This window comes from Micromonospora halophytica, assembly GCF_900090245.1.
GTDB lineage: Bacteria > Actinomycetota > Actinomycetes > Mycobacteriales > Micromonosporaceae > Micromonospora > Micromonospora halophytica.
Window position 1 is genome coordinate 1 of sequence record NZ_FMDN01000037.1, and the last position, 20,938, is coordinate 20,938.

The 20,938-nt window shown below is 73.9% G+C and carries 24 protein-coding genes, 1 tRNA gene and 2 pseudogenes; 15 read left to right on the plus strand and 12 right to left on the minus strand.

Annotation, left to right across the window (positions count from 1 at the left end; genetic code table 11):
- Together GA0070560_RS27015 and GA0070560_RS27020 are read right to left on the minus strand one after the other, a co-directional pair.
- Nucleotides 1-237, minus strand: a pseudogene (locus GA0070560_RS27015) (IS1634 family transposase); the annotation flags it as partial.
- A gap of 118 nt (nt 238-355) precedes the next feature.
- Nucleotides 356-532, minus strand: a pseudogene (locus GA0070560_RS27020) (IS5/IS1182 family transposase); the annotation flags it as partial.
- A gap of 239 nt (nt 533-771) precedes the next feature.
- Between GA0070560_RS27020 and GA0070560_RS28925 the strand changes: the two are divergent.
- The gene (locus GA0070560_RS28925) at nt 772-936 is read left to right on the plus strand and encodes a hypothetical protein (RefSeq protein WP_170839604.1); all 165 of its coding nucleotides are present in this window, start codon (nt 772-774) and stop codon (nt 934-936) included.
- A 12-nt stretch (nt 937-948) separates the two neighbouring features.
- Here the strand turns inward: GA0070560_RS28925 and GA0070560_RS27025 are convergent.
- A tRNA-Lys gene (locus tag GA0070560_RS27025) sits at nt 949-1,020 on the minus strand.
- Nucleotides 1,021-1,157: 137 nt separating this feature from the next.
- On the opposite strand from GA0070560_RS27025, the gene GA0070560_RS27030 reads away from it, so the two are divergent.
- A complete protein-coding gene (locus tag GA0070560_RS27030; protein ID WP_091302833.1) occupies nt 1,158-1,631 on the plus strand; it encodes an anthrone oxygenase family protein in 474 nt (157 codons plus the stop codon).
- Nucleotides 1,632-1,701: 70 nt separating this feature from the next.
- Complete coding sequence (locus GA0070560_RS27035; RefSeq protein ID WP_091302835.1) at nt 1,702-2,784, plus strand: NAD-dependent epimerase/dehydratase family protein; 1,083 nt, start codon at nt 1,702-1,704, stop codon at nt 2,782-2,784.
- A gap of 148 nt (nt 2,785-2,932) precedes the next feature.
- Here the strand turns inward: GA0070560_RS27035 and GA0070560_RS27040 are convergent, their stop codons facing one another.
- The 3 genes from GA0070560_RS27040 to GA0070560_RS27050 all read right to left on the minus strand — a co-directional run bounded on the left by GA0070560_RS27040 (nt 2,933) and on the right by GA0070560_RS27050 (nt 6,182).
- Nucleotides 2,933-4,093: a hypothetical protein gene (locus GA0070560_RS27040; RefSeq protein ID WP_091302872.1), complete on the minus strand. Its 1,161-nt coding sequence runs from the start codon at nt 4,091-4,093 to the stop codon at nt 2,933-2,935.
- A 134-nt stretch (nt 4,094-4,227) separates the two neighbouring features.
- On the minus strand, nt 4,228-5,412 hold the full coding sequence (locus tag GA0070560_RS27045) for a GNAT family N-acetyltransferase (RefSeq protein ID WP_091302837.1): 1,185 nt from the start codon (nt 5,410-5,412) through the stop codon (nt 4,228-4,230).
- 50 nt (nt 5,413-5,462) lie between these two features.
- A complete protein-coding gene (locus tag GA0070560_RS27050; protein ID WP_091302839.1) occupies nt 5,463-6,182 on the minus strand; it encodes a PP2C family protein-serine/threonine phosphatase in 720 nt (239 codons plus the stop codon).
- A gap of 176 nt (nt 6,183-6,358) precedes the next feature.
- Between GA0070560_RS27050 and GA0070560_RS27055 the strand changes: the two genes are divergently transcribed.
- Nucleotides 6,359-7,627, plus strand: coding sequence for a benzoate/H(+) symporter BenE family transporter (locus tag GA0070560_RS27055; RefSeq protein ID WP_245675747.1), 1,269 nt, complete (start codon nt 6,359-6,361; stop codon nt 7,625-7,627).
- Here GA0070560_RS27055 and GA0070560_RS27060 read toward each other — a convergent pair.
- The 4 genes from GA0070560_RS27060 to GA0070560_RS27075 all read right to left on the minus strand — a co-directional run bounded on the left by GA0070560_RS27060 (nt 7,579) and on the right by GA0070560_RS27075 (nt 9,565).
- Nucleotides 7,579-7,953 carry a hypothetical protein gene (locus GA0070560_RS27060; protein WP_425412725.1) on the minus strand — a complete coding sequence of 125 codons (375 nt, stop codon included), beginning with the start codon at nt 7,951-7,953 and terminating at the stop codon, nt 7,579-7,581. The genes GA0070560_RS27055 and GA0070560_RS27060 overlap by 49 nt on opposite strands.
- 80 nt (nt 7,954-8,033) lie before the next feature.
- Nucleotides 8,034-8,288 carry a hypothetical protein gene (locus GA0070560_RS27065; protein WP_091302840.1) on the minus strand — a complete coding sequence of 85 codons (255 nt, stop codon included), beginning with the start codon at nt 8,286-8,288 and terminating at the stop codon, nt 8,034-8,036.
- Nucleotides 8,289-8,368: 80 nt separating this feature from the next.
- On the minus strand, nt 8,369-8,842 hold the full coding sequence (gene mscL / locus GA0070560_RS27070; protein WP_091302878.1) for a large conductance mechanosensitive channel protein MscL: 474 nt from the start codon (nt 8,840-8,842) through the stop codon (nt 8,369-8,371).
- A 39-nt stretch (nt 8,843-8,881) separates the two neighbouring features.
- Nucleotides 8,882-9,565, minus strand: coding sequence for a FadR/GntR family transcriptional regulator (locus tag GA0070560_RS27075; protein ID WP_091302842.1), 684 nt, complete (start codon nt 9,563-9,565; stop codon nt 8,882-8,884).
- A 49-nt stretch (nt 9,566-9,614) separates the two neighbouring features.
- Between GA0070560_RS27075 and GA0070560_RS27080 the strand changes: the two genes are divergently transcribed.
- Entirely contained in the window at nt 9,615-10,931 is a 1,317-nt protein-coding gene (locus GA0070560_RS27080; protein WP_091302844.1) for an MFS transporter, read from the plus strand.
- A 9-nt stretch (nt 10,932-10,940) separates the two neighbouring features.
- Here GA0070560_RS27080 and GA0070560_RS27085 read toward each other — a convergent pair whose 3' ends face one another.
- Complete coding sequence (locus tag GA0070560_RS27085) at nt 10,941-11,297, minus strand: STAS domain-containing protein (protein WP_088976933.1); 357 nt, start codon at nt 11,295-11,297, stop codon at nt 10,941-10,943.
- A 157-nt stretch (nt 11,298-11,454) separates the two neighbouring features.
- Here GA0070560_RS27085 and GA0070560_RS27090 point away from each other — a divergent pair, with 157 nt between their 5' ends.
- The 6 genes from GA0070560_RS27090 to GA0070560_RS27115 are packed head-to-tail and all read left to right on the plus strand — an operon-like array spanning nt 11,455 to nt 17,044.
- Entirely contained in the window at nt 11,455-12,309 is an 855-nt protein-coding gene (locus GA0070560_RS27090) for an STAS domain-containing protein (protein WP_091302846.1), read from the plus strand.
- Nucleotides 12,309-12,725 (plus strand): STAS domain-containing protein, encoded by a 417-nt coding sequence (locus tag GA0070560_RS27095; protein WP_091302848.1) that lies wholly within the window; start codon nt 12,309-12,311, stop codon nt 12,723-12,725. Before GA0070560_RS27090 ends, GA0070560_RS27095 begins: the two co-directional genes overlap by 1 nt.
- Nucleotides 12,722-13,138, plus strand: coding sequence for an ATP-binding protein (locus GA0070560_RS27100; RefSeq protein ID WP_091302850.1), 417 nt, complete (start codon nt 12,722-12,724; stop codon nt 13,136-13,138). The genes GA0070560_RS27095 and GA0070560_RS27100 overlap by 4 nt, the downstream gene beginning before the upstream one ends.
- On the plus strand, nt 13,135-14,151 hold the full coding sequence (locus tag GA0070560_RS27105) for a SpoIIE family protein phosphatase (RefSeq protein WP_091302882.1): 1,017 nt from the start codon (nt 13,135-13,137) through the stop codon (nt 14,149-14,151). The genes GA0070560_RS27100 and GA0070560_RS27105 overlap by 4 nt, the downstream gene beginning before the upstream one ends.
- Entirely contained in the window at nt 14,148-15,500 is a 1,353-nt protein-coding gene (locus tag GA0070560_RS27110; protein WP_091302880.1) for a sensor histidine kinase, read from the plus strand. The genes GA0070560_RS27105 and GA0070560_RS27110 overlap by 4 nt, the downstream gene beginning before the upstream one ends.
- Complete coding sequence (locus tag GA0070560_RS27115; RefSeq protein ID WP_091302852.1) at nt 15,497-17,044, plus strand: SpoIIE family protein phosphatase; 1,548 nt, start codon at nt 15,497-15,499, stop codon at nt 17,042-17,044. The genes GA0070560_RS27110 and GA0070560_RS27115 overlap by 4 nt, the downstream gene beginning before the upstream one ends.
- Nucleotides 17,045-17,324: 280 nt before the next feature.
- Here the strand turns inward: GA0070560_RS27115 and GA0070560_RS28930 are convergent, their stop codons facing one another.
- Nucleotides 17,325-17,474 (minus strand): hypothetical protein, encoded by a 150-nt coding sequence (locus GA0070560_RS28930; protein ID WP_170839605.1) that lies wholly within the window; start codon nt 17,472-17,474, stop codon nt 17,325-17,327.
- A gap of 182 nt (nt 17,475-17,656) precedes the next feature.
- Between GA0070560_RS28930 and GA0070560_RS27125 the strand changes: the two genes are divergently transcribed.
- From GA0070560_RS27125 to GA0070560_RS27140, 4 genes are all read left to right on the plus strand, one after another.
- A complete protein-coding gene (locus GA0070560_RS27125; RefSeq protein WP_091302856.1) occupies nt 17,657-18,193 on the plus strand; it encodes a PadR family transcriptional regulator in 537 nt (178 codons plus the stop codon).
- Nucleotides 18,190-18,891: an ABC transporter ATP-binding protein gene (locus GA0070560_RS27130; protein WP_091302858.1), complete on the plus strand. Its 702-nt coding sequence runs from the start codon at nt 18,190-18,192 to the stop codon at nt 18,889-18,891. Before GA0070560_RS27125 ends, GA0070560_RS27130 begins: the two co-directional genes overlap by 4 nt.
- Nucleotides 18,888-20,402 carry an FtsX-like permease family protein gene (locus GA0070560_RS27135; RefSeq protein WP_091302860.1) on the plus strand — a complete coding sequence of 505 codons (1,515 nt, stop codon included), beginning with the start codon at nt 18,888-18,890 and terminating at the stop codon, nt 20,400-20,402. Before GA0070560_RS27130 ends, GA0070560_RS27135 begins: the two co-directional genes overlap by 4 nt.
- 113 nt (nt 20,403-20,515) lie before the next feature.
- Nucleotides 20,516-20,938: a hypothetical protein gene (locus GA0070560_RS27140; protein WP_091302862.1), complete on the plus strand. Its 423-nt coding sequence runs from the start codon at nt 20,516-20,518 to the stop codon at nt 20,936-20,938.

The window sequence follows — 20,938 nt, forward strand, 5'->3', positions numbered from 1 at the left end:
CGTGCCCTCGACCACCGCCGATGTCCCGGCCGCGCCCGCGCTGGCGCCGCCGAGGTCCAGGGATAGTTGCCCGCCATGAAGGCGTTCCTCGGCGACCTGCAGCAGCAGTGCCAACTCGTCGTCGGTATGGGCCGAGCCGATGTGCTCGATGCTCAACACGCGCCGGCCTCGCTTGTGCACGATCTGGACCGCGGTCGCTCCCGAGGCGGTCTTCACCCGCCGCACGAAAGTGCCCACCCGGCGAGACTATCCACGCAGACAAGCCGCGTTAGTGACCACACCAGCACCGATCCGCGAGCAAACGCCCACGTCAGCGGCACCCACGATCACAAGATCGCCAGAACGCTACAACTCAGGCCAGGCGGGTCAGGGTGTCGCCGTTGCGCAGGTGGGCCAGGGCGAGCAGGGCTTGCCGGCCGGGGTCCAGGCGTCGCCACCGGGACCGTCGCTGCTGGCGGCGGGCTCGGATGAGGGCGGCGAGGTGGTTCAGGCTGCGGGTGGACAACGGAATCGCGGCAGGGTAAGACAGCACAGCGAGGCTCCCGGTTGGGGCATCTGATCTTGGTCGATTGCTGTCTTACCGGGAGCCTCGTCCTACCTGGACACCGGCCGCCCGAACCACCCGTGACCTGCACCGTCACGATGAAAATGGCTCAATCATCCATCCCGATGCTCCTATGGGGGTCAAGGGGCGAGGGCGGCGAAGTCAGCGCGTAGGGTTGTGTAGACGTCGCGGACGATGTAGCGCTTGGGGCAGGGCAGGGTCTGGACTTGCGGGCGAACTCCTCCACCCTGCTCGGCAGCGTCGAGGTGACCGTCGCGATTGCTGCCGCCACCGCCGGCTGGGAGGCCGACGGTGGCCTGGCCAACGAGGCTGTACTTCGCTGCCGTACCGGCCCTGAGCGCGGCGTTCAGAAACCCGGCCAGGGCTGTTGACCTGCGGAGGAGTGGGCCGCCAGGGACTCGAACCCTGAACCTATGGATTAAAAGTCCACAGCTCTGCCATTGAGCTAGCGGCCCGTTGGCCCTCAGGCTACCGGACCTTGACCGGCAGGGCCTTCCGGCTTCCGGCCGATCCCGCCCGCCTGGACGCCCACGCATGCACCCGAGCGTCCCGGCCATGGCCGCCAGCGGCGCGAAGGGGTGAGCTGGAGGGCATGAGAACTCTCTCCCTCGCCGCTGCCACGGTGGTCACCGGTCTGATGGCGGGGCTCTTCTTCGCGTACGCCTGCTCGGTGGTGCCGGGCCTGGCCGCGGTCGATGACCGTACCTTCGTCGGGACCATGCAGTCGATCAACCGGCGGATCCTCAACGGCTGGTTCGTCGCGGCGTTCCTCGGCGCGGTGCTGCTGACCGGCCTGGCGGTGGCGCTGCATGTCACGGTCGGCGGCCGGGTGCTGGCCTGGACGGTCGCGGCGTTGGTGTTCTACGGCGCCACGCTGCTGATCACCATGCGGCGCAACGTGCCGCTCAACGACCGGCTCGACGCGGCCGGGCCGGTGGACCGGATCGCCGACCTGCGGGCGCTGCGGGAGGGCTTCGAGCCGGCCTGGACGCGGTGGAACCTGGCCCGCACGGTCACCACCGTCGCGGCGTTCACCTGTCTGGTCGCCGCCCTGGCCTCCGGGTGACCGGAGTACCGCGTGAAAGGCGAAGTCCCGCACCGGGTTGGAGCCCGGTTCAACGGGTACCGCAGCCGGCATGCGGATCGTGATCGTGGGTGCCAGCGGCAACGTGGGGACGGCGGTGCTGCGCCGGCTGCGTCGGGAGTCGGGGCTGGAACTGGTCGGCGTGGCCCGGCGGCTGCCCGGCCCGGACGCCGGTGAGCCGTACGACGGGGTGCGGTGGCACTCCTGCGACGTCGGGGCGCCGGACGCCGCCGGGAAGCTCACCGCGATCTTCGCCGGGGCCGACGTGGTCGTGCACCTGGCCTGGCAGATCCAGCCCAGCCACGACCAGCGCACCCTGTACCGGACCAACGTCGGCGGCAGCCGGGCGGTGACCGCGGCCGTCGTCGCGGCCAGCGTCCCCGCCCTGGTGTACGCCTCGTCGGTCGGCACCTACGCGCCCGGCCCGAAGGACCACCCGGTCAGCGAGCGCTGGCCCGCCACCGGGGTGGACGGTTCGTCGTACAGCCGGGACAAGGCCGAGGTGGAGTCGATGCTCGACACCCTCGAAGCCGAGCGTCCCGAACTGCGGGTGGTCCGGCTGCGCCCCGGACTGATCTTCCAGCGGGACGCGGGCACCGAGATCAGCCGGTACTTCCTCGGCCCGCTCGCCCCGGTGCGGCTGCTGCGCTTCGGGCGCATCCCGGTCGTACCCGCGAACCGGCGGCTGCGGATGCAGGCGGTGCACGCCGACGACGTCGCCGACGCGTACGCCCGGGCGGTTCTGGGTGACGCGCGCGGTGCCTTCAACGTCGCTGCGGACCCGGTGCTGACCCCGGAGCTGGTGGCCCGGCACTTCAGAGGCTGGACGGTCCCGGTGGCCGTACCGGTGCTGCGCGCCGCCGCCGCGCTGACCTGGCGGGCCCGCCTGCAACCGGTCGACACCGGCTGGGTCGACTTGGCGTTGAACGTCCCGCTGATGTCCAGCGAGCGCGCCGAGACCGAACTCGGCTGGCACCCGCGGATCGACGCCGTCACCGCGCTCAAGGAACTCTTCGCCGGCATGGCGGAGCACGCCGGCACCGGCTCCCCACCGATGAGCACCGCCCCCGACCTCCCCGGCCGCCCCGCCGCCCTGCTCAAGGCCCGCACCCCCGGCACCGGCAACCCCTACTGACGTCCTCGCACTCCACCGCCCACCGGCCTCCGCCGCGGCCCCGCCACCGCCCTCGTTGATCAAGAAGTTTGCGCCTCGTGAACGCGACTTCCAGACGCAAACTTCTTGATCAACAGTGCGAGGTCGCGCGGGCGGGGCGGTGGGGGTGTCAGGTGAGTTTGGCGGAGGCGCCGAGGAAGAAGATGCCGGGCAGGCCCCTGGTCTCGAAGCCTGCGCTGGAGTTGCGGCGCAGCGTCGAGTCCTCGATCCGCAGGGTGCCGGTGCGGTTGTTGCTGACGAAGAAGATCGCGCCGCCGCCCTCGTTGGCCCGGTTGTCCCGGATCACCGTGCCGGCGATCCGCACGGAGAACTCGTTGCCGTCGCAGTAGATCGCGCCGCCGCTGCCGCCGCCGGGGGTGCCCGCCCGGGCCGGGTTGGCGCCGGTGCCGACCGCCCGGTTGCCGGTGAAGACGCTGTTCAGCACCGTCCAGGAAACCCCGATGCTGCTCAGTGCCGCGCCGTTGGCGCAGGTGCCGCCGGTGAACGTGCTGCCCACGACGTACACCGGGCGGTTGTCGTGCTGGCTGAGCACCCGCAGCGCGCCGCCGCCCAGGTCCGGGCCGGTGCGGTCGCAGCGGTTGCCGGTGAACCGCGAGTTGACCACCTTCACCCGGCCGCCGCGTACGAAGATCGCGCCCCCGCCACCGCCCTCGGCCTTCTCACCGGTGGAGTTCCCGTCGGCGAAGGTCAGGTTCTGCACGGTCAGCGTGGGGTGGTCCTGGTTCTGGCAGTGCGAGGTGGTCCAGCCCTGCGCGCCGTCGCAGGTGTTCATGTAGAGGATCCGCCGTTCACCGCCGCCGGAGAGGGTGACCTTGCCGCCGCCGTCGAGCACCACCCGCGCGCCGACCCGGTTCCGGACCTTCGCGGTGGCCGCCATCCGGATGGTCACCGGGGCCGGGCCGCAGTCGAACGTGATGATCCCGCCGGCCGCCACCGCCTTCACCACCGCGGCCGAGGTGCAGCTCGCCGGGGTGCCCGTGCCGACCGTCCTGGTCGGACGGGAGGTGTCCACCGCCCGCGCCTCTGCCGGGACGGCCGCGCGGCCGTCCGGGTTGCCGGCCGTGAACGCCGGCACCGCCCGGGCGGGGCTCGGTGACGGGCTGCTGCTCGGTGTGCTGGGGGCCGTCGGGCTCGACGATGCAGGGCCGGCCGGTCCGCTCGCCGACGTGGCGGGGGCGGCCCACCGGCCGCTGTCGGGGCGCTCGCTGCCGCAGGCCGGTAGGGCGGCGGTGGAGACACCGAGAACGAGCAGGACCACAGCGGACGTCAGGCGCACCCGCCCGATGCTAGGAGCCCCCCGTCGTGCCCGCCGCATCCGCCACCGAGGATTAACCCGGACCTAAGCCGGCCCGCCGATCTTCGCTGGGCCGGGCGGCCCGGCCGGCGGTGCGCTGAGATGACGGCTCAGAAGTCGGCGAACAGGTACGGCAGTTCGCGCGGGAAGAGCCGCCGCAGCTCGGCCGCCGCCTCCGGGCCGATCGAGCCCAGCCCGCGTACGGCCACCTCGACCGGGTCGAGCACCCCGTACGCCAGGGCGGAGAGGCCGGCGGCGGTGAGCGTCGCCGACGGCGCCGGCCCGCCGGAGGTCAGCTCCAGGTGGCCGGTGGCGCCGTCGAGCAGGTGGGTGCCGCCCAGCCAGCGGTCGTCGACCAGCTCCACCCGGACCCGGCCCGGCCCGGCCGGCAGGCCCGCGAGCGCGTCCACGGAGAGCAGCCGGGCCATCGGGGCGGGCGAGCCGGGGCGGGACACCCGCGCCTCCATGTGCACGGCCAGGTCGGTCAGCCACAGCTCGGGCAGCTCGTCGGCGGGCACCTGGAGGCTGATCCGCTCCACCTGGTCGACGTGCCGGGCGAGGAACCGCAACAGCAGCGCCCGGGCGTACGGGTCGCCCACCAGCAGGTCGTCGCCGTGCAGCTCCCCGCCGTGGTCGTCGATCCGGTAGGTGAGCACGCCGACGGTCGTGCCGTCGATCCGGGCGGTGACCAGCCAGCGGTCGTCCCGGTCGCGCAGCCCGACGGCGCGGAAGTCCGGGAAGATCGCGAAGCCGTGCCGTTCCCGCAGGCAGCGCTCCGTGAACGCCCGGTACCCGGGGTAGCCGGCGCCGATCCGCTCCCAGGTCACCTCGCCCGGCAGGTCCGCGCGCAGCAGCGGGCCCAGGTCGGCGGGGGAGAACCGGACGGTACGCGCCCGGGGCAGCCCGACGTAGCCGAACCGCTCGTAGAAGCCGGCCCGGAACGGGTACAGCGCGCTGAGCGGGTGCCCCTCGTCGCGCATCTCGTCGAGGAGCTGGTGCAGCAGCGCCCGGACGTGTCCCTGCCGGCGGGCCAGCGGATGGGTCGCCACCCCGGCCACCCCGGCCATCGGGAGCACCCGCCCGCGCAGGTTCTGCCGCATCGGGATCGCGCTGGCCGCCGCGTGGGTCTCGCCGCCCTCCTCGACGACCAGCGTCCGGTTGCCCTTGTTGTACGGCAGGTACCGGTGGAACGCCTCCACCCGCTCCCCGGTCAGCGGCGACGCCTCGAAGGCGTACGCCTGGAGCGGGAAGCTGGTGGTCAGGCGTTCTTCGGCGGCCAGCCGGCGGATGGGCATCCATCCATCCCAACCCGGCCGGCCCGCCGTCGCAACCCGGTTGGCCGGGCTCAGACCTCGACCAGGTCGGAGACGACCACGGTGACGTTGTCCGGCGCGCCGGCCTGGTGGGCCAGCTTCACCAGCTGCTCGCCGCACTGCTGCCGGTCGCCGTACGTGGTCAGCGCCGCCTGGATGGCCGCGTCCTCCACGTAGTCGGAGAGCCCGTCACTGCACAGCAGCAGCCGGTCGCCGACGAACACGGTCAGCACCCCGACCGCCGGGGGCGCGTCCGCGCCCTGCACGGCCCGGGTCACCAGGGACCGCTGCGGGTGGTGCCGTGCCTGGTCGGGAGAGAGCGCCCCCTGGTCGACCAGCGCCTGGACGAAGGTGTCGTCCCGGGTGAGCTGGGTCAGCTCACCGTCGCGCAGCAGGTAGCAGCGGGAGTCGCCGACCTGGGCGAGGACCAGGGCGTCCCCGGCGAGCAGGCCGGCGGTCAACGTCGTACCCATGCCGTCGCGGGCGGGATCGGCGGAGATCGCGGCGCGGATGCGCTGGTTGGCGGTGGCGACGACGGCGCGCAGCGCCCCGGCGGCCTCGTCGGGGACGGTCGGTGGGACCAGCTCGTCCAGGATCCGGATGACGATCTCGCTGGCCACCTCGCCGGCGGGGAGCCCGCCCATGCCGTCCGCCACCGCCACGAGGCGGTCACCGGCGAGGGCGGAGTCCTCGTTGTTGGTGCGGACCAGGCCGACGTCGTTGAGGATGGCCGAGCGGAGGATCAGCGTCATGCGACAAGCTTGCCGGAAACACCCGGCCGGCGTCTCTACCGCCCCGGTGGGTGGAGTGGGAGAAATGTTCGGACGGGGTGGGAGTGGTCGTCCGCCGGCCGCCCGTCCGCCGGCTCGGTCCCGTCCCGTGGGCTGCGGATCCGGGCGGGGCACGACCGTCGACCGGCCTGGTTAGGGTGACCCCCGACGACGGGGGGTACGGGGTGGCGGAACGACTGCAACCGGTGCTGGCCGGCGTGGTGACCGCCCTGGTCGGCTTCGCCAGTTCGTTCACCGTGGTGCTCGCCGGGTTACGCGCGGTCGGCGCCGGCGAGGCGCAGGCCGCCTCCGGGCTGCTCGCGGTGAGCGTCGCCTCCGGGCTCTGCGCCCTCTGGCTGGGGCTGCGGCACCGGATGCCGATCTCGATCGCCTGGTCCACCCCCGGTGCCGCGCTGCTGGTGGCGACCGGTCCGGTCCCCGGCGGCTGGCCCGCCGCAGTCGGCGCGTTCCTGGTCTGCGGGGTGCTGATCGTGGCCGCCGGGCTCTTCCCCGCGCTGGGCCGGGCGGTTGCCGCGATCCCCGGCCCAGTGGCCGCGGCGATGCTGGCCGGGGTGCTGCTGCCACTGTGCACCGCCCCGGTGCGGGCGCTGGTCGAGGTGCCCCGGCTGGCCGTACCGGTGATCGTCACCTGGCTGGTGCTGCACCGGTTCGCCCGGCGGTGGGCCGTGCCGGCGGCGCTGGTCGTGGCGGTGGCGGCGATCGCGATCACCACGTCGGGCGGGGGCGTGGGCAGTCTCCGGCCGGTGGTCGAGCTGACCCCGCCGGCCTTCACCGTGCCCGCGGTGGTCGGTCTGGCGTTGCCGCTCTTCCTGGTCACCATGGCTGCCCAGAACGTCCCCGGCACGGCCGTGCTGCGCGGCTACGGCTACCGGCCACCGCTCGGGTCGGCGCTGCGGGCGACCGGGCTGGCCAGTGCACTGGGCGCACCGGTCGGCGGGCACGCGGTCAACCTCGCCGCGATCACCGCCGCCCTCGCCGCCGGGCCGGACGCCCACCCGGACCCGGACCGTCGCTGGATCGCCTCGGTCACCGCCGGGCTGGGCCTGGCGCTGCTCGGCCTCGGCGCGGGGGTGGCGACCGCCCTGGTGCTGCTCTCCCCACCGGTGCTGATCGAGGCGGTGGCCGGACTGGCGCTGCTCGGCGCCCTGGCGACCGCGGTCGCCTCGGCGGTCGCCGACCCGGAGAGCCGGGAGGCCGCCGTGGTGACGTTCGTGGTCACCGCCTCCGGGGTGAGCCTGTTCGGGGTGGGCGGCGCGTTCTGGGGTCTGCTCGCCGGCTGGCTGATGCTGCTGCTGTTCCGTCGCCGTCGTACGCACGCGGCGGGCCCGGCCGAGGGTGACACCGGCGCGCAGGCGGTTCACTCCTCCGGGGGCAGGTCGCCGGCGGGGACGTCGAGGCGTATCTGACCGTCGGCGACCGTGGCGATCTGGTCGGCCAGCACGTAGACCGCGCCGGTGCGGGCCAGTTCGGTCGAGACCTTCAGGTAGCCGGTGCGCAGCAGGCGGGCGGCCAGGTCGGCGGGCACCTCGGGTTCCTCGACCGCCGCCGCCTCGATCAGCTCGTCCAGGCTGCTGCCCGGGTCGGCGGTGGGTGCCTGCACGGTCACGGCGTTGGGGTCGCCGCGCTGCACCAGGTCGACGGTGCCGACTTCGACGCCCTCGGCGTCGACCACCCGCATGCCGGTGGTGACCCGGGAGATGACCGTCTGCTCTCCGATGCCCTGCTGCTCCATGTCCGCGCGGTTCCCGGCCCCGCCCCGCGCTAAACGCGCTCCGCCGACCCCGCCGGGCCCGCCGGAGCGGGCAGGGGTCGTCAGGGCGTGGTCGGCGGGGCCCAGGCGCTGGGCGGGCGGGGGGAGAGCTCACGCCAGGCGTCCGTGCCCTCCAGCAGCGCCCGCACGGTCTCCTCGGCCTCCTCCGCGCTGGCGTACTCGTAGAACTGGGAGACGCCCTCCGCGCCGCCGGCCCGCTGCTCGACGTGCCAGCGGTCGCCGTCCACCCGGAGGAAGACGTCCCGCCGGGCCAGCCGCCCCCATTTACCGTTCCACCAGTGCCTGCGCTGTTCCATGGCGGGACTCTATCGAACATGTGTACGAAACAGGTCGACCCCTGCGGGATTCCCACAGGGGCCGATGTGCATGGGTCGGGTCAGCGCGGCGCCGGCGGCTCCGTACGCCGACCGAGCACGTCGTCGAGCGCGCCCCGCTGCTGCCCCGGGGTGGTGTGACCGGCGGCGACCAGTGCGTCCCGGATCTCGGTGAGCAGCTTGACCTCCTCGCTCGGCGCCGAGGGCGGCGGCTCCTCGCCCCGCTTGCGGCGCTCGGCGAGCCGGTTCATCGGGTAGACGACCAGGAAGTACAGCGCCGCTGCGGTGAGCGTGAAGGTGATCACCGCGTTGACGAAGGCCACCCAGTCGAACGGGATCTCGCGGAAGGTCGGGGTGGAGCCGGTGAGGCCGTTCTTGCTGCCTGTGAGCAGCGCGATGAAGACCCGGACCAGCGGTTCGAGGAACGACTTGGTCAACTGGGTGACCACGCCGGTGAACGCGGCACCGATGACGACACCGACCGCCAGGTCGACGACGTTGCCGCGCATGATGAAGTCTTTGAAGCCCTTGAGCATCCGCACTCCCGTGCTGTTCGATTCTGCGTCCGGGACAACCTATGCCCCCGAGGGTGGCTCCAGAAAAGCGCCGGCCTCGATCGCCGCCCGCGCCGGATCGCCGGCCCGGATCGCCTCGACCAGCCGGCCGTGGTCGACGTACCGCTCCGGCTCCAGCGTGTCGCCCATCGCCTGGGCCACCGTGCTGCGCAGGGCCGTGCCGACCGAGGCGTAGAGCTCGGCGAGCATCCCGTTGTGGGCGGCGGCGACCACCGCCGTGTGCAGCGCGGCGTCCGCCTCCACGAAGTCGGCGACCCGGCCCGATCCCCAGGCGGCCTCCCGGGCGGCGAGCGCGCCGTCGAGCGCGGCCAGGTCCTCGGGGGTACGCCGCAGCGCGGCCAGCCGGGCCGCCTCCACCTCGAAGGCGCGCCGGACCTCGACCACCTCGGCCATCCGGTCGTCGGTGAGCCGGCGGGCCACCACCGGCGCCAGCTCGTCGGTCGACACCACGTACGTCCCGGAGCCCTGGCGGCACTCCAGCACCCCGGCGTGCACCAGCGCCCGGACCGCCTCGCGGACCGTGTTCCGCCCCACCCCGAGCGCGGCGACCAGTTGCGGTTCGGTCGGGATCCGCCCGCCGACCGGCCACTCGCCGCCGAGGATGCGGGCCCGGAGCTGCTCGATGGTCTGTCGTACCCGGTGCCCGCGCGGGGGCACGGCGACGGAATCGACGACGGGTGTCACCGGTTACACCTCCTGCCGAAATTCATCCCATGATTGTAGGTTCGAGGTCATGACCCCGCCACCCACCGCCTGCGCCGAGGCTCCCGCCGACGCCCGTACCGACGCCGACGCGGTCGCGCCGACCGCCGACGGCACCCCCGGACCCGCGTCGACGGTCGCCCCCACGGCGACGTCGGGCCCGGCCACCGGCGGGCTGCTGGTGCTGGTCGGGATGCTGCTGGTCGCGCTCAACCTGCGCGCCGCCGTCACCAGCCTCGGCGCCCTCCTCGACGAGGTACGCACCGGGCTGGCGCTCTCCGGCACGATGGCCGGCCTCGTCACCACGCTGCCGACCATCGCCTTCGCCGCACTCGGCGCGCTCACCCCCTGGCTGGTCCGCCGCTGGCCGGCCGCCCGGGTGCTGATCCTCGCGATGCTCGCCCTCACCGTGGGCCAGGTGCTCCGGGTGGCCACCGACTCGGCGGCGGTCTTCGTGCTCACCAGCGCGCTCGCCCTGGCCGGCATCGCGGTGGCGAACATCCTGCTGCCGATGCTGGTCAAGCAGCACTTTCCGCACCGCACCGGGCTGGTCACCGGGGCGTACACGATGGCCCTGACCGTCGGCACGACGGTGGCCGCCGCCTCGGCGGTGCCGGTCGCCCACGCCTTCGGCTCCTGGCGGGCCGGGCTGGGCGTCTGGGCCGGGCTGGCGGCGGTGGCCGTACTCCCGTGGGTGCCGCTGGCGCTGCGGGCGCGCGCCGCCCGGCGGGCCGCGACCACGACGGCGGCCCCCGCACCCCGGGTGCGGATCCGGCCGGAGCGCACCCGGCTCGGCTGGGCGATGGCCGTCTACTTCGGGGCGCAGTCGCTCAGCGGGTACGCGATCATGGGCTGGCTGGCGCAGCTCTTCCGGGACGCCGGCTACCGCGCCGAGACCGCCGGGCTGCTGCTGGCCGGAGTCACCGCGCTCGGCGTGCCGGTCGCGCTGCTGATGCCGACCCTGGCCGGCCGGCTGCGCACCCTGCGCCCGCTGGTGCTCTCGCTGACCGCCTTCTCCACAGCGTCCTACCTCGGCCTGGCCGTGGCGCCGCACGGCCTCGCGCCGCTGTGGGTGCTGCTGCTCGCCCTCGGCCAGGGCGCCTTCCCACTGATCCTGACCACCATCGGCCTGCGGGCCCGCACCGCCGAGGGCACCGTCGCGCTGTCGGCCTTCGCGCAGAGCACCGGGTACGTGATCGCCGCACTCGGCCCGCTGCTGGTCGGCATCCTCTACGAGGCCACCGGAGGGTGGACCGCCCCGATCGGCTTCCTGCTCGGCGCGCTCGCCGTGCAGACGACCGCGGGCATGGTGATCGCTCGTCCCCGATTCATCGAGGACGAGCGGTGAGGGAGAAGGTCAGGAGGAGGCGGGCGTGGGGTCGCCCGCGACGGCCTGCTCGACCGTCGGGTAGGTGTGCAGGACCTCGACCAGACCGCTGACCTCGAGGATGCGCAGTACGCCGCGCTGTGGGGCGGCCAGCCGCACCACGCCGCCGGCCTCGTCGCAGCTGTTCTTGGCGCGTACGAAGACCGACAGTCCGGTCGAGTCGCAGAACGAGACGTTCGCGAGATCGAAGACGAGGCGGCTGCGGCCCTTGTCGAGCAGGTCGGTGATCTGGTCCTGCAGCTGCGGTGCGGTCGCCATGTCGAGCTCGCCCGCGACCGACACGACGACGACGTCGCCGCGCTGTTCCGTGTGCACCGTCAAGGACATTCGGACCTCCTGTTATCGGTGGAACGGTATCCCACGAACGGGGTCGTACGCAGAACGGGAGCCGCATCCGGTGGGCCTGATCATTCCGTTGCCTCGTGGCAAGTAAGCCGGCAGGTCCCGGTGATAGAGTCCGCCCGTCCAGCTCAGAGGAGGGATCATGGCCCTGACCATCGAGGAGAGTGGCCGGCTCGCCGGCCTGCTGGCCGAGCACGCCGAGCGTGTCGTCCAGCGCTGGACGGAGGTCGTCGCGGCGTCGCTGCGCGGCCGGCTCAGCCAGGCGGAGCTGCGCCTCCAGGTGCAGGAACTGCACCGTAGCATGATCGAAGTCGGTGCCGAGGGGTTGACCGACGTCCAGTCCGAGCGCGCCGCGGAGGTGCGGGCGGTGCTCGCCGAGCTCTCCCGCGGCCGGGCCCGGCAGGGCTTCTCCGCCACCGAGACCGCGATCAGCATCTACGCCCTCAAGGACGTGCTGGCCGAGCTGGCCGACTCCGGCGACGTGGAGCTGCGCGACGTCATCGCCTTCAACGCCCTGATCGACCAGATGGGCCTGTTCACCTTCGAGACCTACGTGCAGACGCGCGAGGGGCTGATCGCCGACCAGGCCGAGCAGCTGCTCGAACTCTCCACCCCGGTGGTGAAGATCTGGGACGGCGTGGTCGCCGTGCCGCTGGTCGGCACACTCGACTCGGCGCGCGCCCAGGTGGTGATGGAGCGGCTGCTCCAGACCCTGGTCGACACCGGCTCGCCGTACGCGATTATCGACATCACCGGTGTGCCGGCGGTGGACACCCAGGTCGCCCAGCACATCCTCAAGACGGTGGTGGCCGCCCGGCTGATGGGCGCCGACTGCATCATCTCCGGCATCCGGCCGCAGATCGCGCAGACCATCGTCGCTCTCGGCATCGAGTTCGGCGACATCGCCACCAAGGCCAGCCTGGCCGACGCGCTGCGCCACGTGCTGCGCCTCACCGGGGTCGAGACCGCCCGCCGCCACGCCCGCCGGGAGGCGTGATGGAGCGGGTGCCGGTCCTCAAGATCGGCGACATCCTGCTGGTCTCCATCCAGATCGACATGTCCGACCAGACGGCGGTCACCCTCCAGGAGGACCTCGCCGAGCGGATCGTGGCGACCGGCGCGCACGGCGTGATCATCGACATCACCGCGCTGGACATCGTCGACTCCTTCGTCGGGCGGATGCTCTCCACCATCGCCTCGATCTCCAAGGTGCTCGACGCCGAGACGGTGGTCGTCGGGATGCGGCCGGCGGTCGCCATCACCCTGGTCGAGCTGGGCCTGTCGCTCAACGGCATCCGGACCGCGCTGAACGTCGAGCGCGGCATGGAGCTGATCGCGGCGACCCGCGAGGACGACCTCGGCGTCGACGAGGCCGAGGGCGCGGAGTCCGGATCGGCGGCGACATCCGCATGACCGCGGGCGTCGACCTGGGCCCCAAGGCGCAGGCGATCGGCAGCGACGAGGACGTCGTCCGGGTCCGTCAGCTGGTGCGTACCGTGGCCGTGGCGGTCAAGCTCTCCCTGGTGGACCAGACCAAGCTGGTCACCGCCGCCAGCGAGCTGGCCCGCAACACCCTGATCTACGGCGGGGGCGGCAACGCCGAGGTCAGCGTCGTCGACGACGGGCGCCGTCGGGGCGTACGGATCGTCTTCGCCGACTCCGGTCCGGGCATCCCCGACCTCGACCTCGCGCTCACCGACGGCTACACCACCGGCGGTGGCCTCGGGCTCGGCCTCAGCGGCGCCCGGCGACTGGTCGACGAGTTCGACATCCAGACCACCGTGGGAGAGGGCACCCGGATCACGGTGACCAAGTGGTCCCGGTGAGCGCCGAGACCGTTCCCGCCGCCGGCGCCTGGTTCCGGGTCGAGTCCGGCAGCGCGGCGAGCGCCGCCCGCCGGGCCGCCGAGCGGCTCGGCGGCCAGCTCGGCCTCGGTGCGAACCGTGTCGCCGAGCTGGCCATCGTCACCGCCGAACTCACCAGCAACCTGGTCAAGCACGCCCAGGAGGGCGTCCTGCTGCTGCGCCCGGTACGGGCGGACGGCGAAGCCGGCGTGGAGCTGGTCGCCGTCGACTCGGGCCCCGGCATGGCCGACCTGACCGTCTCCTCCCGCGACGGTCACTCCACCACCGGCACCCTCGGCATCGGGCTGGGCGCCATCGCCCGGCAGGCGACCTGGTTCGACGCCTGGTCCCGGGTCGGCAAGGGCACCGTCACGACGGTGCAGGTGTGGCCGAAGGGGGTGCCCGCCCCGTCGATCTGGTCGGCCGGGCTGAGCCGGCCGATCACCGGCGAACAGATCAGTGGCGACGGGTACGCGGTACGGGTGGCCGAGGGGCGGCACCAGACGCTGGTCTGCGACGGCCTCGGGCACGGGCCGCTCGCCGGCGCCGCCGCCGACGCCGCGCTGGCCGCGTTCCGCTCCGCGCCGGCCGTCCCACCCGCCGCGGTGGTCCAGCACCTGCACCGCTCGATGTCGCACACCCGGGGGGCGGCGGTGGCCGTGGCCGAGCTGGACCCGGCGGCCGGCCTGCTGCGCTACGCCGGGATCGGCAACATCGCCGGTGTCGTCCTCGGCCCGGACGACGGCCGGAAGGGGCTGGTCTCGCTGCCCGGCATCGCCGGTCACCAGCGGCCGGTGATCCGGGAGTACGACTACCCGTTCCCGGCGGGCGCGACCCTGGTCATGCACAGTGACGGGGTGGTCGACCGCTGGCGGATCGAGGACTACCCGGGGCTGACCGGCCGGTCGCCCCTGGTGGTCGCCGCCACCCTGCTGCGCGACGCCGGCATCCGCCGGGACGACGCGTGCGTGCTGGTGGCGAGGACGCCGGCATGAACCGCCCCGAGCCGCTCCTGCGGATGGCGCTCCGGGTCGAGCAGGACATCTTCACCGTCCGGCAGCGGGGCCGGGAGGTCGCCGACGCCGTCGGGCTGGAGCACCAGGACCAGATCCGGGTCGCCACCGCGCTCAGCGAGGTCGCCCGCGACCTGTTGCGTACCGCCGAGGGGGCGGATGTCGCCTTCTTCGTGGTGGACCGTCCGGACGGCCGTACCGCCCTGCAGATCGACCTGACCCCGGCGCGTCCGCTGCCCGACGGCCGGTACGAGCCGCAGTCCGGCGCGGTGGCGCGTCTGGTGGACACCTTGGGCGTGGCCCGCCCGGAGGGCGATACGGTCGTGAGGATGTCCCGACGTGTTCCGGCCACCGCCCAGGCGCTGACCGCCGCGCGGCTGGCCGAGCTCCGCGCCGAGCTCGGGCACACCGCCCCGGCCAGCGCCCTGGACGAGCTCGCCACGCAGAACGAGCAGCTCATCGCCGCGCTGGACGAGGTACGCAGCCAACGCGACGAGCTGGCTGTGCTCAACGCGGAGCTGGAGGAGACGAACCGGGGCGTGATGGCGCTCTACACCCAGCTCTCCGAGGAGCTGGAGGAGACCAACCGGGGCGTGGTGGCGCTCTACGCCGAGCTGGAGGAGAAGTCGGCCCAGCTGCGGACGGCGAGCGAGTCGAAGAGCCGCTTCCTGGCCAACGTCAGCCACGAACTGCGCGCCCCGGTGACCGCGATCATCGGGCTGGGCCGGCTGCTCACCGACTCCGCCTCCGACCCGCTCACCGGCGAGCAGTCCCAGCAGGTGGAGCTGATTCGGTCCTCCGCCGCGGACCTGCTCTCGCTGGTCAACGACCTGCTCGACCTCGCCAAGGCGGAGTCCGGGCGGATCGAGCCGGAGTGGGCGGACGTCGACCTGCGGGCGGTCTTCGGGCAGCTGCGCGGCACGCTGCGGGCGCTGACCGTCCGGTCGACCGTGGAGCTGGTGGTGGAGGATCCACCCGCGCCGGCCGTGCTCCGCTGCGACGAGGTGCTGCTGTCGCAGGTGCTGCGCAACCTGCTGCACAACGCGCTCAAGTTCACCGAGCGGGGCGAGGTGCGGCTGCGCGCGGAGCGGGACGGGGGCCGGTGGCGGCTCTCGGTCTCCGACACCGGGGTCGGGATTCCCGCCGGGCTGCACGATCGGATCTTCGAGGAGTTCTACCAGGCGCCGGGGACCACCCGGATCGGCGGCACCGGCCTCGGCCTGCCGTACGCCCGGCGGCTGGTGACGCTGCTCGGCGGCACCCTGGAGCTGACCAGCGAGCCGGGCCGGGGCAGCACCTTCACGGTCGTCCTGCCGGCGGGCGGGGAGTGACGGTGGTCGGCGACCAGGCGACCGTGCTGGTGGTCGACGACAGTCGCACCAAGCGCTACCTGCTGGTCAGCTGGCTCACCCGGGCCGGCTTCGACGTCCGCGAGGCGGAGACCGGCAGGGAGGCGCTGGAGCGGGTCGGGGCGGACCCGGCGATCGACCTGGTGGTGCTCGACGTACGGCTGCCCGACCTGAGCGGCTTCGAGGTCTGCGAGCGGATCAAGGCGGACCATCCCGCGCTGCCGGTGATCCACGTGTCCGCGCACGCCGTCGACACGGTGGACCGCACCCAGGGCCTGACCCGGGGCGCGGACGCGTACCTGGCGGAGCCGATCGAGCCGGAGGAACTGGTCGCCACCGCGCACGCGGTGCTCCGCTACTACCAGGCGCGGCAGCGGGCCGAACTGCTCGCCGAGCGGTTGACCGGGTTGGCCGACACCACCGTCGCGGTGCACGCCGCCCCGAACTTCGCCCGCCTGCTGGAGGCGGCGGCGGCCGGCGCGGCGCAGATCTTCAAGAGCCCGGCGGCGGTCGTCGCCGAGACCTTCGACGGGGAGTGCCTGGCCGGGGTGGCCGCCGCGCCGGGTGCCGCGCCGTCGATCGTGCCGTGGGTGGTCGACGACACGGGCGTGCCGAAGGGCGCCACGGTACGGGTCGACGACCCGGCGCAGTGGGCGCTGATGCCGTGGCCGGCCGGGGACACGGTGACCGTGGCGGCGGCCAAGCTGCGCGACGACCGTGCCCCGCTCTACGTGGTGGTGCCGACGGCGACCCAGACCAAGCGGACGCCGGTGCTGGTGCAGCTCGCCCAGGCGGTGGCCTCGGCCGTGGAGGCGCAGCGCTCCTTCGACGAGGAGCACCGGATCGCGGTCACCCTCCAGCGCAGCCTGCTGCCCCGGCAGTTGCCCGAGGTCGCCGGCCTCGACCTGGCCGTCCGGTACGAGCCGGCCAGCGCCCAGACCGAGGTGGGCGGGGACTTCTACGAGCTGGTGATGCTCGACGGGCAGCTGCTGGTGGCGATCGGGGACGTGGCCGGCCACTCGCTGCACGCGGCGACCGTGATGGCCGAGCTGCGGCACGCGGTGCGGGCGTACGCGGTGGAGGGTCACCAGCCCGGGGTGATCCTGGACCGGCTCAACGAACTGATGCGTACGCTGCTGCGCGACGAGCTGGCCACCCTCTGCCTGCTGCTGCTGCACCCGGCCACCGGCCGGATCCGGATGGCCAGCGCGGGGCACCTGCCGGCGCTGGTCAGCGTCGACGGCCGGGTGGAGTTCGTCCAGCAGCCCGCGCCGCTGCTCGGGGTCCGCGCCGAGCGCCCCGACGACCTGGAGTTCACCCTGCCGGTCGGGGCCACCCTGGTGCTCTACACGGACGGGCTGATCGAGCGCCGGGACACCACCATCGACGAGGGACTGGCCGCGCTCGCCACCTGTGCCGTCCGGGTGGACGCCGACCTGGACCAGTTCTGCCAGCGGTTGCTGGTCGAGCTGGCCCCGCCGGAGATCCACGACGACGTCGCCGTGGTCGCGGTCCGCCGCCGCTGACGCCGGGCGTGCTGCCGCCGGTCACCGACCGTGACGGCTGGCGAGTTTTACGCAGCGTCATGTGTGCGAGTTGCTGCGGATGGGTCGGTCGTCTCCTTTGCTCTGCAGCCATGGACGCACCACCCTCAGTGAGCTGCCGGTACTCGCGACGGCCGGATTCAGTGCAGCGGCGGTCGCGTCACTCCGGGTAGCTGGCGCGTCGGTGGCAGCAGAGCAAAGGGATGGTGCGGTGATGCCGGCGGGGCGGCGCGGTGGTGACGGTCCGTGGGGGTGCGTGTGGTCAGCGCAGCGAGCGGGCGTACGCGGCGGGGGAGACACCGTGCCGGTGGGCGAGGTCGTCCACCCGCCGTACGCCCCGGTCGGCGTGGATCTCCGCAGCCAGCGCCGTCGCCTCGGCGTTCGCCGGGCCGCCCTCGACCTGCTCGAACACCACGCTGACCGTCGGGTGCGGATTCCTGGACGAGATGGGGCCGATGGGCCGGCAGATGGGCGCGTTCGGCCCGGAGGTGGCGACCGGGCCGGGCTGCACCGAGTCGGACCGGCTGCTCGGCCGGGCGGGACCTGAACTGGAACGCTTGACGGCAGCTATTCACTGAATGAATAGTGGGGCGTGTGTCCACCACGCACGTCCTGCTCGGGCTGCTCGCCGCCGGCAACCGGCACGGGTACGACCTGAAGCGTGCCCACGACACCCGGCTGCCCCGGGCCCGGCCGCTGGCCTTCGGGCAGGTCTACGCGACCCTCGGCCGGCTCGCCCGGGACGGGCTGGTGGTGGCCACCGGCCAGGAACGCGAGTCCGGCCCCGACCGGACCGCCTACGCGCTCACCGGCCGGGGCCGGGAGGAACTCGACGCCTGGCTCGCCGCCGTCGAGCCGCCCGCGCCGTACGTGACCAGCACGCTCTTCGCCAAGGTCGTGGTGGCGCTGCTGGTCGCCGACGTGGACACCGCCCGGGCCTACCTGGTCGCCCAGGCGCGGGCACACACCGACCGGTTGCGCGAGCTGACCGCCATCAAGACGGCGCCGACGGCCACTCTCGACGACGTCGTCGCGGCCGACTACGCCATCGTCCACCTCGACGCCGACCTGAGGTGGCTGCGGACCACCCTGGACCGGGTCGCCGACTGGCACCGGGAGGTGCACCCGTGACGCAACTCGCGGCCCGTGGCGTGGTGAAGGCGTACGGCCCGACACCCGCCCTGCGCGGAGTGACCCTGGACGTCGCCGAGGGGGAGATCGTCGCCGTCACCGGCCCCAGCGGCTGCGGCAAGTCCACCCTGCTGCACTGCCTCGCCGGGATCCTCCGTCCCGACGCCGGGCAGGTGACCTGGCGGGGTGAGCGGATCGACACCTGGTCCGAGGCGGCCCGGTCGAAGCTGCGGCGTACCGAGTTCGGGGTGCTGTTCCAGTTCGGTCAGCTCGTCGCCGAGCTGACCGCGGCGGAGAACGTCGCCCTTCCGCTGCTTCTCGCCGGCACGGGGCGGCGAGAAGCGCGGGCGGCGGCGCTCGGCTGGCTGGAACGGCTCGACGTGGCCGACGTCGCCGACGTCCGGCCCGGCCGGATGTCCGGCGGGCAGCAGCAGCGGTGCGCCCTGGCTCGGGCCCTGGTCACCGAGCCCCGGGTGCTCTTCGCCGACGAGCCGACCGGCGCGCTGGACACGCTCACCGGCGAGCAGGTCCTCACCCACCTGGTCCGGCTCGCCCGGCAGCAGCACACCAGCGTCGTGCTGGTCACCCACGAACCCCGGATCGCCGCGTACGCCGACCGGGAGGTGATGCTCCGCGACGGTGTCGTGGACACCACCGGGCTGGGGCTGGAACGGCCGTTCGCCGGAGAACGCCGGTGAGACCGGCCACCCTGCTCCGGCTCGCCCTGGCCGGCAGCCGCACCGACGTCGTACGGGTGGTGCTGACCACACTCAGCGCCACCCTGGCCACCCTCGCCGGGCTGGCCGCGCTCACCGTGCTGGCCATCCCCACCCCGCCCGGAGGCGACCCGTACGCCCGGTCGGAGCAGTACGCCAGCGCCCTGCTCCGGGAGCCGGGGCTGCGCGGCGGCACCGCGTTCGCGCTGCTGCTGCTCACCGTCCCGGTGCTGGCGCTGGCCGGACAGTGCGCCCGACTCGGTGCCCCGGCCAGGGACCGCCGGCTCGCCGCGCTCCGGCTGGCCGGGGCCACCCCCGGGCAGGTGACCCGGGTCGCGATCGCCGAGACCGGGCTGGCCGGCCTGCTCGGCACCCTGGTCGGGCTGGCCGTGTACCTGGGCGGCCGGGCGCTGCTGCACCGGCCGGACGCACGGGGGCGGCTGCCGCTGCCCACCGACGTGCTGCCGTCGACGCCGGTGATCCTGGCGGTGGTGCTCGGGCTGCCGCTGGTCGCCGCGCTGGCCAGCGCCCTGCTGCTGCGCCGGGTGAGCACCACCCCGTTCGGCGTGGTGCGCCGGGCCGCCCGGGAACGCCCGCCCGGCCCATGGGCCGGCGTGCTCATTCTGGGCGGGCTGGCCGCGTTCGCCGCCATCGACCCGGTGCAGGACTGGTACCGGGACCGTCACCAGGAGCAGCCCGCACTGCTGCTCCCGGCGCTGCTGCTCGCCGGTGGGCTGGCGGCGACGCTCGGCGTGGTCATCGGGACCGGATGGCTGTCGTACACGGCCGGGCGGCTGCTGCACCGGTCCGCCCGGCGGCCCGACACGCTGCTGGCGGCCCGCCGGCTGACCGCCGACCCGTGGGCCGGTAGCCGCACCTTCGCCGCCCTGCTGGCCGCCGTGATCGTCGGCGGTGGCGCGGTCGGGGTCCGGGCGAACATCAGCGCCGAGCTGGAACTGCGCCGGCTCACCGGGGCGGGCATCGCCGGCGACGACAACTTCTACCTCGGCACCCTCGACCTGGTCGACCTGGCCGTCGGCGTCGCCCTGCTGATCGCCGGCGGTGGACTGGTCGTCGCGCTGGTCGAGCAGATCGCCGCCCGGCGGCGCGCGTACGCGGCCCTGGTCGCGACCGGGGTGCCCCGCGCCACCATCGGCCGGTCCATCGCCTGGCAGGCGTTCGCCCCGGCGGTGCCGGCCGTGGCCGTCGCGCTCACCGTCGGCCTGCTGCTCGGCTGGGGGGTCACCGGAGGCGGCACCAGGCCGGGCGGATACGCCCAGGAGATCTGCGACGCCGGTGCACAGCTCTGCGGTGACCCGGCCACCCGGGCGGCGTACACCCGCACCGAGTGGGTGAGCGTCACGCCGGACGTACCGCTGGCGCAGCTGGCCGGGGTCGGTGCCGGCGCCCTGGCCGCAGTGCTGGTCACGGTCGGTGTCGGCCTGCTCTTCCTGCGCGCCAGCACCGCCGTCGAGGAGCTGCGGGCCGGCTGACGTAACGGTCCGTGGTGGGGCGTCGCTGATGACTGCGGAGGCCCGCCAGCGGGCCCCGCCCCGGCGTGGACGATTCGCCGGCGGCGGCAGCACGGCGATCGGGAGATCACCAGATGCACAACCAGCCGGGCGGCGCACCGCCGGTATTCGTCGACCGGACCGGCCGGCGTCGCCGGATCACCGTCATCGCCGGCACCGCGATGGGCCTCGGGCTGCTCACCAGCTTCGGCCTCATCCTCGCCGGGCTGTTCGGCGACACCAGCGTCCCGCTGCCCGGCTGGACCGACCCGAAGGCGCGGCCACCGGTCGAGGCGGGCGTCGACGGGCCCGAGGAGTTCGGTCAGCCCGGCCGTCCGACATCGCGACCCGGGCCGGTGACCAGCACCGCCGTGCCGTCGCCCACGGCCACCCGGACGGCGGCTCCGGCCCCCACCGCGCCGACCGCCGCCGCGCCGTCGGTCACCGACACCGTCCCCGGCCAGGGTGACGAACGCCGGACGGTCAAGCCCAGCCGCACCCCGGGCAAGCCCCACTGA